The sequence below is a fragment of the Micromonospora sp. AP08 genome (genome assembly GCF_008085935.1).
In the GTDB taxonomy this organism is placed as follows: domain Bacteria; phylum Actinomycetota; class Actinomycetes; order Mycobacteriales; family Micromonosporaceae; genus Micromonospora; species Micromonospora chersina.
Window position 1 is genome coordinate 88017 of the sequence record NZ_VSEZ01000007.1, and the last position, 12832, is coordinate 100848.

Consider the following 12832-nt stretch of genomic DNA (forward strand, 5'->3'; position numbering starts at 1 on the left):
GCCACCGGGTAGGTCAGGGGCCCACCGGCCAGATCATCAGCCCGCCGGACGGGCGCAGGCAGACCAGCGCGGTGCCCGAGTCGGCGCAGTCGTCCCACGAGCCGGGCAGCACGGCCCGGATCCGGGCCTCCCCGGCCGCCACGTCCAGCGCGCCGACCAGCGTCCGGTCGCCGGGCAGGCGGCGCAGGCCGAGCAGGCCGTTCGGGTTGCCCTCGAACCCCGTGGTCCGCCAGCGGCCCAGCCGGGCGAGGGCCCGGCCGGTCGCCGGGTCGAGCACCGACAGCTCCAGTTCCAGCCCGACGCCGGGCTCGGCGCCCAGCAGCCGGCCGCCGACGGGCGCCATGCCGACCCAGCGGTCGTCCACCCAGGTCGGGTCGCCGGTGGCCGGGTCGAGGGCGCGTACCCCGCCGGTCTGGTCGCGGATGCAGACCATGCCGGCGCACTCGACGAACCAGGTGCCCGCCCGCGACTCCACCGGCACGGTCCAGCGCCGGTCCAGCCGGTCCAGACCGTACGCCGTGACGGTGTCCGGCGCGCCGTCGACCAGCAGCAGCTCGCCCACGACCTGGGCGAACCGGTAGGACACCCCGTCAACGGCGGGCGGCACCCGGCCGGCGTGCACCAGTGCGCCGGACTCCGCGTCGTGCACCGCCACCCGGCCGTCGGCGGTGATCAGCACGATCTGGGTGACCCCCCGCTCCCCCGTCCGGTACGCCACCCCGTTCGCGGGCAGCGGCAGCGACCAGCGCACCGCGCCCGAGACCGGGTCGGCGGCCAGCACGGTGCCGGTGCCGACGGCGCGCGGCGTCTCGAACAGCACCCCGCCGGACCCGGTCGACACCGGGTAGCCCGACTGCCGCCAGCGCACCGCGCCGGTGTCCGGGTCGAGCAGGGTCGAGACGGTGTCGCCGGCGCCGGCCGGGCTGCTCGTCACCAGCAGCCCACCGGCCAGGGCGCTCACGTGGAGCACGTGGTCGCCGGCCGGGAGGGTGAACCGCCACAGCGGCTCCCCGCCGGGCAGCCGGTGCCCGGTCACCACGCGGCCGCCCCGGCCGACCAGGCCCGGCCCGTCGGCCACCACGAGCCGGGTCCCCACGATCAGGAAGGCGGCACCCTGCGGGGCGGGCACCCGGACTCCCGCCGGCTGCCGGGCCGGCGGGGCCGCGCCGGCCAGGGTCAGCAGCGCGAGGCACCCGGCCGCCACCACCCGGGCCACCCGGCCCGGTGGCCGGACCGGCGCGGGAGCCGGGCCGTCGGCGCCCTCGTCGTGCCGCATCTCCCCCAGCTCGATGACCGGACTCACGGCAGCCGCCACAGCCCGAACCCGCCGTTGGTGTGCCGGCAGACGACCAGCTTCGCGCCCATCCGGCAGTCGCCGACGGCGCCGACCAGCACCTCGCGCACCTCGGGGCGGCCAGCGGCGGGGTCCAGCTCGACGAGGAGCTGGCGGCTGTTCCGGATCCGCCGGACGCCGAACAGCCGGCCGTCGAACTCGTCCTGCTGCACCATCTCCCAGACGCCGAGGTCGGCCACCAGCCAGCCGGTGGCCTCCTCGACCACGGCCAGGGCGGTTCCGGTGCCCCTGGGCGCCCCCGCCACCAGGAGCCGGCCCCCGGCGACCGCCAACGTCCCCGCCCACCGGTCGTCGGTCCACCGCACCGCGCCGGTGGCCGGGTCGAGCGCCCACATCCCGCCGGTCTGTTTGCTCGCGCAGAGCAGGCTGCCGCACCGCTCCGCGTAGCCGACCAGCGGGAGCGAGGCCGTCCACCGCCGCTGAAGGGTGTCCAGGTCGTAGGCGGTCACGGTGTCTCCGGCGTCCCCGATCACCAGCAGCATCCCGGCGGCGAGCAGGGTGCGCTCCCGGGTGGGCAGGTCGCCGGGGCGCAGGTCGCGGGCGACCAGCCGGGCGCCGCTGACCGCGTCGTAGACGGCGGTCTCACCGGCGGCCGGCAGATAGACCAGCCGGTCCACGCCGGACGGGCCGAAGCTGAGTTCGACGTCGTCCGGCGTGCCGGGCGCCGACCAGAGGGTCCGGCCGTCGCTCACCGCCACCCGGCGGATCGGCTGCCGGGCCGTCACCTCGGGCACCTGCATGAGCAGGGCCTCGCCGGCCGGGAAGCCCACCCCGGGCTGGACCCAGTTCATTCGGCCGGTGCGGGCGTCGAGGCCGACCGTCTCGTACACGGAGTCGCTGTCGGTCCGCCCGACGAGCAGGACGCTGCCGCCCTGCTCCCACACCGCGGTGGCCGCGCCCGCCCCCGGCAGCGGGGTCCGCCACAGTGTCCGGGGTGGACCGGAGCCGGCCCGGTACGCGACGAGCTGGCGGTTCACACCGCCCTGCGGGTCGGCCGGCTCGACCACGTACACCCGGTCGCCGGAGACGAACGCGACGGCCCCGGGGCTGCCGGCCAGGGTGCGCCCGGCGGGCCGTGCCGGCGGCGCCCCGGCGGCGAGCGTGACCAACGCCACCAGCAGCACCACGACGCTCCGGAACGGACGGCCGGCGGCCCGCGGACGACGCCGCGGCGGGTCCGGCGGGGCCTCGTCGCGCAGCTCACCCAGATCGATGACGGTCACGACCACCCCCTCCCCACGCCGCGCCCCGGCGGTCTGCGCCGAAACCGGCACGAGACGTGCCGCCTGTACGATGGCGCGTCGTGGCCGTGCCGGTGGTGGACCCCTCGCTGACTTCCTCGCCCGTCGAGGCCGAGCCCGTCGTGGCGGACCCGCCGCGCCGGCCCCGACGCCGGCCGGCCCGGGCCGACGTGCTGGCCATCGGAGCCTATGTGGTGCTCGGCGTTCTCGTCTGCCTCAACTATTGGGGCGACGTGCAACACCGCGTCTCCTCGCACCTGCCGACCGACCACAGCTGGTTCGAGTGGCTCTTCGCGCACGGCGCGTACTCGGTGCGTCACCTGGAGAACCCCCTGTTCACCGCCCGGCAGAACGCGCCGGACGGGGTGAACATGATGGCGAACACCTCGCTGCTCGGGGTCACCCTGCCGCTGGCGCCGCTCACCATGCTGCTCGGCCCGCAGGTGATGTACGCGCTCTACCTCGGCGCGGCCCTCTCGGCGACCGCCGCCACCGCCTACCGGGTGCTGTCCCGGCACCTGGTCCGCTCGCGCGGGGCGGCCTTCGTGGGTGGCGCGTTCCTCGGCTTCGCGCCGGGCATCGTGCACCACGCCAACGGGCAGCCGAACTTCGTCTCCAACTTCCTGCTCCCGCTGATCGTGGCGCGGGTGCTGCGGCTCGGCGAACCGGGCCGGTGGCGGCGCAACGGCATCGTGCTGGGCCTGCTGGTGGCGTACCAGATCTTCATCAACGAGGAGATGCTGCTGCTCACGGCGCTGGCCTGCCTGGTCGTCGTGGTGGCGTGGGCGGTGCAGCGGCCGCGCGCGGCGCGCGAGCGGGCCGGCACGTTCCTCGCCGCCGTCGGCGTGGGCGGCGGGTTGGCCCTGCTGCTGGCCGCCTACCCGATCTGGTTCCAGTTCAACGGGCCGCAGTCCTACCGGGGCCTGCAGGGCGGGGTCTTCCACAACTGGGGCGAGGACCTCATGGCCTTCGTCACCTTCGCCCGGGACACCGTGGCCGGCGACGAGGCGGTGGAGAAGACCATCGGGCTGACCGAGCAGAACACCTGGTTCGGCTGGCCGCTGGTGCTGGTCGCGCTGGTCGCCCTGGTGCTGCTGGTACGCCGCTCGCTGCCGGCCCGGATCGTGGCCGTGCTCGTGGTGGTCTTCTCGGTCGCCGCGATCGGCCCGAAGGTGCGGTTCGACGGGGTGGAGACCGGCGTCGACGGCCCCTGGGCGTACGTGCCGGACGACCTGCCGCTGGTGGAGATGATGATGCCGACCCGGCTGAGCCTGGTGGTGGCCGCCGCGGTCGGCGTGCTGCTCGCGCTGGCCTGGGACGCCCTGTCGGGGCGCGGCCGCCCGCCGGTGCCCGCCCAGCGCACCGGGTCGGCCCCCACCGGGTCACGCCGGCGCTGGCTGCGCCCCGTCGGATACGCCGCCGTCGTGGCCGCCCTGCTCCCGCTGTTCCCCCGCCCGCTGCCGGCGCAGCAGATCGACCCGCCGCCGCACTTCATCGCGGCTGGCGGCTGGCGGCCGTACGTGCCGGACGGCCGGACCCTGGTGCCGGTGCCGATCCCGAGCAACGTGCACGGCCTGCCCACGCTGCGCTGGAGCGCGCTGACCCGGCAGGAGTTCCCGATCCCGGGCGGCTACTTCATCGGGCCGAACGAGGTGGGCGAGGGGGTCTTCGGCGCGCCGAACCGGCCGACCAGCAGCCTGATCTACTCCACCATGGACGCGAACAAGGTCCCGCCGCTCACCGACGAGAACCGCCGCCAGGCCCTCGACGACCTGCGCTTCTGGAAGGCGTCGGTGGTGGTGCTCGGCGCGAACCCCCGCGAGGCGGTCCTCCGGGAGCTGATGACCCAGTTGCTCGGCGAGCCGCGGCGCGTCGACGACGTCTGGCTCTGGGACGTCCGCGACCGCGTCTGACCCGGCCGGGCGTCCTCCGTTGGGTCCGCGGGCGATCGGGGCGGCGGCCCGCCGCGGGGGGTCGGAGATAACGTCGCGCTGCCTACGAACTTGATGTCGCAGACGACTCACCGCCGGGCCCATCGGACGGCAGAGCAGTGCGCGACGACTCGACACACCCAGTCGGGTGAGGCACCAGGCGTGAATCGCCCACGACATCAAGTTCCCAGCGTCCTGCGGACCACGATGACCCCGACCGCCCCGACCGCCCGCGAGCGACCGTGACGGCCGGCCTGCCGCGGAAGGGCAACCGACGCCGGCAGCCGGTCGTCACCACGAAGGCCGTTGGTCAGCGCGACGACCAAGCCCCGCCAGCCCTACCGCCGACGCAGCAGGAGGGCCGGGTCAGCCGACGAGGGGGCGGACGTCCCAGAGGTGCCCGCCGGGGACGTCGCGGCCGGGGCCGACCAGCGCGTCCACCGTGGCGCGGACCGGGTCGCCCGGTGTCGAGTCGGCCTGCACCAGCAGCGCCGCCCGCCAGTGCCGCAGGTCGGCGACGGCCTGGCGGCGTTCCGCGTCGCCGATCGGCGGCACCTGACCGGTCTCGGCGGCCCGGCGCAGCAGCAGTGACGTGGGCAGGTCCGGCGCCCCCCAGTGCGCGGCCGGGTCGGCGGCCGAGCGGGGGCCGATGAAGTAGCCGCCCGGCGCGTCGAAGGCCAGCCCGCTGCGCGCCGACCAGAAGCTGGCCGGGCTGACGCCGGACCCGGTGACCGGCGGCACCGGCACGAGCGTCCGCCCCGGCGGCACGTACGCCCGCCAGCCGCCGTCGGCCACGAACGCCGGCACCGGCATGGCCGGCACGGTGCGGATCGGGGTCGGGGTGAGCGGCAGCAGCGCGGCGGCGACGGCGCCCGCCCAGGGCGCCCAGGTCCGGGCCGCGCGGCGCCGGACCCGGTCGAGGGCGAGGGCCAGCAGCACCCCGAGCACCGGCACGCAGACCAGCGCGAACCGGGCCGGCACCACGAGGTCGAGCAGCGGCACCCCGGCGAGCAGCCGGTACGGCCCGGGCACCCCGGTGTCGTGCCGGTTCACGACGATCGTGGTGCCCAGCGACAGCAGCGCGAACAGCAGCCCGCAGGCGGCGAGGGCCCGGACGATGGGCCGCCGCCACAGCCGGACCACGATCAGCACGGCCAGCAGCGGCAGGAACGGGCCGAAGAACGAGTTCTCCTCGGTGGCGTTCGGGGAGAGCAGCCCGGCGTGGTGGGCGTCCCCGGCGACGGTCTGCCGGGCGGCGGTGGCGTAGGAGGCCAGGTCCAGCCGGTAGCCCCGGGCGTAGAACGGCATCCCGCGGTAGTGGCCGGGGCCGTGGAACTGGACCCAGAGCGGGTACGCCAGCAGCACCCCGGCGACCAGCGCCCCGATCCCGAGTCGACGCGCCACCACGGGCGCCAGCCGGCGTGCGGCGCCCCGGTCCGCGAGGGCGTACGCCCCGGCGAACACCCCGGCCGCGAGGGCCAGGAAGACCAGCACCTCCTCGCCGAGGAAGACCTGGTACGCGACGGCCAGCCCGAGCAGCACCCCGTCCCGGCGGACCCGGTCGGCGGCGGGGCGGAACACCAGCCCGAGGATCACCGGGACCAGGAACTGGGCGGCCATGTGCAGGTGCGCCCCGGCCTGCGACACCAGGCCCGGGGCGAAGCCGCAGAACAGCCCGCCCACCGCCGCGGCGGCCCGGTACCGGACCAGCCGGCGGGCGAGCAGCGCGTACCAGGCGGTGGCCGTGCCGGCGAGGCAGAGCACCACCGCCACGAGGAACGCCACCTGGGAGCCGAACAGCGCGGTGACCGGGGTGAGCGGCACGCCCAGCCCGAGCACCGACGTGTTGGCCATGAGGTTGACCCCGTCCGGCACGTTCAGGGCCGTGCTGTGCAGCGGGTTCTCCCCGCCGGTCACCGCCCGGGCGGCCCGGGCCAGCATCCACTCGAAGAGCATCTGGTCGCCGGCCTGGTGGAACAGCCGGTCCGGCCGGCCCCACTGGCCGGCGGTGAGCAGCACGGCCAGGCCCAGGTAGCCGGCGGCCACGAGCGCGTCGACCGGGCGCGGCCACCACCGGCGCCGGGGCGCGGGCGCGGGGCGGTCCGGGCCGGTCAGGCGGACGGGCTGGTCAGTGTCCGGACGTCCCACAACCACACGTCCAGCTCCTGCCGGGCGGGCCCGACCAGCTGCTCCACGGTGCGGCGCAGCGGCTCGGCGTTCTGCTCGTTCAGCGGCAACACCACGATCGCGGCCCGCCAGTGCCGCAACTCGTCGAGGAAGCGCCGGCGCTGCCGGTCGTCGAGCTTCGGCGTACGCCCGGTGGCCTCGACCTCGGCGAGCAGCTCGCCGATGCCGCTGGGCCGGCCACCGAAGCGGCCCGGGTCGCCGGTGACGCCGTTGCGCGGGGCCAGGAAGTAGCCCCCGGGGATCTTGAAGGCCAGGTCGGTGCTGGCCGCCCAGCGCATCGGGTCGGTGTTGCCCATGGCCGGCACCGGCACGGACACCAGCGTCTGGTCCGGCCCGACGTACTGCCGCCACCGGTCGGCCGTGATGAACTTCGGCACGGCCGGGCGGGTGGTGACCCGCAACGGCATGGGCGCGATGGGCAGCAGCGCGAACACCAGGCCGGCGGCGGTCAGGGTACGCACGGTGCGCCGCTCCACGACCCGCAGCGCCGCCGCCCGCTCGACGGCCAGGGCCAGCAGCACCCCGATGACCACGGTGGTGATGAGGCCGAACCGGGTCGGCACCACGGCGTCCAGCAGCGGCAGCCTCACCAGCAGCTCCCACGGGCCGGTGGTCAGGTCCCGGTCCCACCAGGAGATCCGCTCGCCGAGGGAGAGCACGGCGAAGAACAGCCCGGTCGCCCCGAGCGCCCGGACCACCACCTCCCGGCGCAGCCAGACCACGATGCCGACGGCCAGCAGCGACAGGCTCCAGCCGAAGAAGGCGTTCTCCTCCGAGTAGTTCGGGGCCAGGTTGACGTTGGCCCGCTCGTTGCCGCCCAGCGTGGTCGAGCCCGGGGTGAAGAACGCGGCGATGTCGTTGCCGTAGTCGCGGACCGTGTCGCTGAGCCCGTGGTACGCCATGGGCCCCGCGAACTGCACCCACAGCGGGTACGCCAGCAGCGCCCCGGCGAGCACCGCGCAGACGCCCAGCCCGACGCCCAGCGGCCGCCACGCGGCGGCCCACCGCTCCCGCTGCTGCACCACCACGGCGAACAGGAACGCCCCGCAGGCCAGCGCCGTGAAGAGCAGGATCTCCTCATTGACGAACGCCTGCGCGGTGACCAGCAGGGCGAGCAGCACGCCGTCGCGGACCGGCCGGGTCGAGCGGGTCAGCACCAGCACCCGCCACACGATGAACGGCAGCAGGAACTGGCTGATGATGTTCGGATGCCAGTTGGCGTGCGACAGCATCGCCGGCGAGAACCCGCAGAACCAGGCGCCCACCGCAGCAGCAAGGCGGTGGCGGACCAGGTGCCGGGAGAGCACCCGGTACCAGGCGGCGGCCGTCCCGGCGAGGCCCAGCGTCACCAGGGTGACGAAGGAGACCGCCGGTCCGAACAGGAGGGTCACCGGCACCATGGGGATGCCGAGGGCCAGGATGGCGGTGTTCGCCATCAGGTTCACGCCATCCGGATAGTTGAACTGGTCGGTGTAGAACGGGTACTCGCCGTGCAGCACCACCCGCACCGAGTGGGCCAGGAAGAACTGCACCTGCGCCGGATCGCTGCTGTAGAGCGCCGCCACCCGGCCGGCCGGATCGGCCCAGATCCCGCTGGTCACCCAGAGCGCGGCGAGCAGGAAGACCCCGTACACCGCCAGGTCCTGCCGGCGCGGCGTCCACCGCCACCGCCGCCGCGCGACCGGCGCGGCCGGCTCCGGGTCGCCCGCGGTGACCGGGGGCTCGTCCACCATGACGGAGAGCGGTCCGCCCGGGGCGTCGGCGTCCGGCGTCGAGTCACCACGGGGCTCGGCAGGCGTCACAGTCGGCGGAGTCTACCGGAGCAGGTCATCGGCGGCCGAATCGCCGCTCATCGTCCTTTCTGGCCGGTGCCCGGCCGGGTCGAGGTGGGCGCGGCCGGCCGGCCGGACATCTCGTACCATGTGTGCTTCCGGACACGACCGGTGAAGACGGGATTCAGGGGGCGTACAGGGTGGTTTCAGTCCGTCGACGCGGCACGACGGCCACCGCGCTGCTGGCCCTGCTGCTGACCGGCTGCGGCCCCGTCGCCGGGCGGCAGCCGGCGGCGCTGCCCGTCGGCTACGACAGCCTGGACGGCACCCTGAAGGTCTGGCCGGCGCGGGGCAGCCTGACCCGCGACGCCGCCGCCACCGGCGAGATCAGCCGGGCCGTCCGGGACTGGCGCTCGCCGGACGACGACCGGGCGCATCTGCCCTCCTCCGGCATCCTCTACTCCGGTGAGGTGGGCGGAAGTCCGCTGGCTCTGGTCGCCGCCGACGTGCCCGGTGAGGGCGCGTCCTGGCTGCTACAACTTCACCGCGCCGGGGATCGCTGGCAGGTGTCGCACGCCACCGAGTACACCGACCCCGGCTACCTGATCTACTCCGACGTGCTGCCGGTCCAGACCTGGACCGGCCGTCGCTACCTCACCTCCGCCCGGGTGGAACGGCTGCTCGGCCCCGACGGCAAGGCGCTCCCCGCGGTCGACGGCATCACCGAGCCGGTCGCCGTGCCGGCCTGCCAGGCCGTGGCGGTGACCGCGACGCTGCGGCCCACCCGCTCGCTGCCGCGCGGCCGGGCCGCGGACCGCGTCCTCGACCTGGGTACGGCGACCGCCGCGCCCCGCTATCCGCTCGTGCGGGACGAGACGGGGTCGGGGAAGCGGGCGCTGACCGGGCTGGACACCTGCGTGCTGGCCGGGGAGCGGGGACCGTTCGGGAGCGTGCCGCGGCGCATCGGGGACCGGCATGCGCCCCTGTCGGTGCCGGAGTCGTGGCCGATGGCGAAGATCGCGGTGCGGTCGCTGGGGTCGATTTCGCTTGCTGGCGGGGAGCCGGGTGAGCTGGAGCAGCTGACCTGGGAGAGCGCTACCGGGACGATGACCGCGGTGGTCTACCGGCCTGCGGGTGGCGGCGCTCCGGTTGCCTCTCCCGCCGACCGGTCCACGACCTTGCAGGCGTACTACCTGCCGGTGCCGGGACAGCCGCTTGCGGTGCTGAGTTGGCGAGGGCGGGATGCGTCGTTCGCCGCGCCCCCGGGGACTACTCGTCTTGTGGACCGGCCTGGACTCGTGGTCGTGGCGCAGCCGGACCGGAAGCAGACGTTCAGCCTGGCGGGGACCGAGAAGACCTGGTACCGGTCCGTGGGCGGCCGCTGAATCCGCCGGTGGTTGCGGTGGTGGGGTTCGCCCGTGGGTGGCGGCTTCCGTTCGCCACCCCTGGAGATCTTGGTACGTTGTTCAGCTCTCCGGCGGATTCAGCCAGCTTTCGAGGTCGTAGGCGACTGCGCAGTACTCGTCGTCGCGGTCGGTGATGGGCTCATACAGCTCGCCGTCGTTACCCAGCTTCATCGTCAGCTCAAGCTCGAAGCTCGCGGCCATTCCTGCGATGGAACGGCCACCAGCGCGCTGCAGTGGAACGTCGAGTCCGTACGAGGTGCCGTTGTCGGCCAGGCTGACGTAGATTCGACAGCTTTCATCGGCTCGGAGCATGAAACCGGTGAACCAGAAGACGTCTTTGACCGAGGGGAGGATCGGGCCGCGCTGCATGAGCTGGAAAACCGTCAACAGCTCCTGCTCGGATGAGATTCGGCTCGCGGGGGCGGCGAGTCCTTCGCCCGCAAGCGTAACCACTCGGTTGCCGTGCACGTCCCGCGGTAGGGCCTCGTCTCGCTTCAGCCGGTCGATGTCCTCGATGGAAATAGATCGCAGATGGGCGAGAACCTGGTCGACCTCGAAAGAACTTCCGGCGTCGGGGTGCAGGGCCTCGTGCGACACCTCGAAAGCCACACCGGACGCCATCGCCGAGTCGTCGGTGAGAACGACTCGCGATCGTTTCTCGTCAACTCGGACGACTCCTCTGAGCCGGGGTCGGGGAACAGCGGCGGAACCTAGAGGAGGCAGCAGCAACGGCAGCACAGCACCGAGGAGAAGCCGGTGTGCATGGTCCACGTCCTCCAGGTTCCTCACCACGCCGTCCTCAGCTCAAGCACAATGCCTCCCCTTCATCGGCGGGCCGTGTCACCTGATGATCCACGATAGGTAATGCAGCAGACGTCGAACGGGCGGCCCCGCGCAAGGCAGGACCGCCCGATCGGCGTAGTTGAGATCAGTTCTTCGCGGTGGCCTCGTCGGCGGCCGGGTCAACCGACTGCGCGTCCAGCCCAGAGATCCACCCGGTGACGTCCCGCGCCACGTCCTGCGCCGTCAGCCCGAGATCCGCGAGGATCTGCGCCCGAGTCCCGTGCGGGTGCCAGTCTGCCGGCACCCCCAGGTCCTTGACGGGCACCCGAACGTCCGCGTCCCGCATGGCCTGAGCGAGGGCAGACCCCACGCCACCCACCCGGACCCCGTCCTCGACGGTGACGACGAGCCGGTGTCCAGCCGCCAGCTCGACGAGCTCGGCCGGCACCGGCCGGACCCACCGCGGGTCGACCACGGTCACCCCGTAGCCCTGTTCGGCGACCCGGGTGGCGACCTCCATGCCGAGGCCGGCGAAGGAGCCGACCGCGACGAGCAGCACGTCGGTACGCGCCGACTCGGCCAGTACGTCGACCGGGCCGACCCGGCGCACGGCCGGCAGGTCGGCGGCCACGGTGCCGGTCGGGAAGCGCAGGATGGTCGGGCCGTCGTCGACGGCGATCGCCTCGCGCAGTTCCTCCCGGAGGGTGGCCGAGTCGCGCGGCGCGGCGATCCGCAGGCCGGGCACCGTGCCGAACACCGACATGTCCCAGATGCCGTAGTGGCTGGGCCCGTCGGGGCCGGTGATGCCGGCCCGGTCGAGCACGAAGGTGACCGGCAGCTTGTGCATGGCCACGTCGAGCAGGACCTGGTCGAAGGCACGGTTGAGGAAGGTGGCGTAGACGGCCACGACCGGGTGCAGGCCCCCCATGGCGAGGCCCGCCGCCGAGGTGGCGGCGTGCTGCTCGGCGATGCCCACGTCGTAGACCCGGTTGGGGTACTTGCGGGCCAGGGTGGCGATGCCGGTGGGCTCGGCCATGGCGGCGGTGATGCCGACCACGTCGGGGCGCTCGTCGGCGATGCTGACCAGCTCGTCGGCGAAGACGTGGGTCCACTTCACCGACGGCGCGGCGAGCAGCTTGCCGGTCTCGATGTCGAACGCGCCGCCCGGGCCGTGCAGGCGGTCCGCCTCGTCCTCCTCGGCGGCGCGGTAGCCGTAGCCCTTGCGGGTGACCGCGTGGACTATCACCGGGCCGCCGAAGTTCTTGGCGGCGCGCAGCGCCGACTCGATCGCGGGGACGTCGTGGCCGTCGACCGGGCCGACGTACTTGATGCCCAGGTCCTCGAACATGGCCTGCGGGGCGACCGCGTCCTTGATGCCCTTCTTGACGGCGTGCAGCACCTCGTACATGGGCCGGCCGACCAGCGGGGTCGAGCCGAGGGCGTCCTTGACGGTGTCGAGCACCTTCTCGTAGCTCGGGTTGAGCCGCAGCGACGACAGGTGGTCGGCGAGGCCGCCGATGGTCGGCGAGTAGGACCGGCCGTTGTCGTTGACCACGATCACGAGCGGGTTGCCGGCGGTGGCGATGTTGTTCAGCGCCTCCCAGCACATGCCGCCGGTCAGGGCGCCGTCGCCGACCACGGCGACGACGCTGCGCTTCTCGCCGCGCAGCGCGTACGCCTTGGCGAGGCCGTCGGCGTAGGAGAGGGCCGTGGAGGCGTGCGAGTTCTCGATGAGGTCGTGCTCGCTCTCCGCCTGGCTGGGGTAGCCGGAGAGGCCACCGCGCTGGCGGAGCTTGTCGAAGCCCTCCTGCCGGCCGGTGACGATCTTGTGTACGTAGGCCTGGTGGCCGGTGTCGAACAGGAGCCGGTCGCGCGGCGAGTCGAAGACCCGGTGCATGGCCAGGGTCAGCTCGACCACGCCCAGGTTGGGGCCGACGTGCCCGCCGGTGCGGGAGACCTTGGCGATCAGGAAGTCCCGGATCTCGGCGGCGAGGATGTCCAGTTGCTCGGCCGTCATCCGCTTCACGTCCTGCGGCCCGCGGACGGTGCCCAGCAGCCGACCGTGGTTGGCCGTGCCCTCTTCAACACTCATGACCGAAGAGTCTATCGGCCACCCGACACCCCGCAGCGCGGCCGTGGATCTTCCCAGGTCAGGGCC

The 12832-nt window shown here is 74.0% G+C and carries 8 protein-coding genes; 2 read left to right on the forward strand and 6 right to left on the reverse strand.

Annotation, left to right across the window (positions count from 1 at the left end; translation table 11 throughout):
• Window positions 1-13: 13 nt before the first annotated feature.
• Together FXF50_RS14100 and FXF50_RS14105 are read right to left on the reverse strand one after the other, a co-directional pair.
• On the reverse strand, window positions 14-1303 hold the full coding sequence (locus FXF50_RS14100; RefSeq protein ID WP_148427954.1) for a PQQ-binding-like beta-propeller repeat protein: 1290 nt from the start codon (window positions 1301-1303) through the stop codon (window positions 14-16).
• Complete coding sequence (locus FXF50_RS14105; RefSeq protein WP_187399667.1) at window positions 1300-2577, reverse strand: PQQ-binding-like beta-propeller repeat protein; 1278 nt, start codon at window positions 2575-2577, stop codon at window positions 1300-1302. The genes FXF50_RS14100 and FXF50_RS14105 overlap by 4 nt, the downstream gene beginning before the upstream one ends.
• A gap of 95 nt (window positions 2578-2672) precedes the next feature.
• On the opposite strand from FXF50_RS14105, the gene FXF50_RS14110 reads away from it, so the two are divergent.
• Window positions 2673-4508 (forward strand): hypothetical protein, encoded by a 1836-nt coding sequence (locus tag FXF50_RS14110; RefSeq protein WP_187399678.1) that lies wholly within the window; start codon window positions 2673-2675, stop codon window positions 4506-4508.
• 384 nt (window positions 4509-4892) lie between these two features.
• Here the strand turns inward: FXF50_RS14110 and FXF50_RS14115 are convergent, their stop codons facing one another.
• Window positions 4893-6680 (reverse strand): hypothetical protein, encoded by a 1788-nt coding sequence (locus tag FXF50_RS14115; protein WP_148427960.1) that lies wholly within the window; start codon window positions 6678-6680, stop codon window positions 4893-4895.
• Window positions 6638-8446: a hypothetical protein gene (locus tag FXF50_RS14120; RefSeq protein ID WP_255510039.1), complete on the reverse strand. Its 1809-nt coding sequence runs from the start codon at window positions 8444-8446 to the stop codon at window positions 6638-6640. The genes FXF50_RS14115 and FXF50_RS14120 overlap by 43 nt, the downstream gene beginning before the upstream one ends.
• 239 nt (window positions 8447-8685) lie before the next feature.
• Between FXF50_RS14120 and FXF50_RS14125 the strand changes: the two genes are divergently transcribed.
• Window positions 8686-9870, forward strand: a complete 1185-nt coding sequence (locus tag FXF50_RS14125) for a hypothetical protein (protein ID WP_148427964.1) — start codon at window positions 8686-8688, stop codon at window positions 9868-9870.
• 81 nt (window positions 9871-9951) lie between these two features.
• Here FXF50_RS14125 and FXF50_RS14130 read toward each other — a convergent pair whose 3' ends face one another.
• Window positions 9952-10680, reverse strand: coding sequence for a hypothetical protein (locus tag FXF50_RS14130; protein WP_148427966.1), 729 nt, complete (start codon window positions 10678-10680; stop codon window positions 9952-9954).
• Window positions 10681-10819: 139 nt separating this feature from the next.
• Window positions 10820-12766: a 1-deoxy-D-xylulose-5-phosphate synthase gene (dxs, locus tag FXF50_RS14135; RefSeq protein WP_091311778.1), complete on the reverse strand. Its 1947-nt coding sequence runs from the start codon at window positions 12764-12766 to the stop codon at window positions 10820-10822.
• Window positions 12767-12832: the final 66 nt, after the last annotated feature.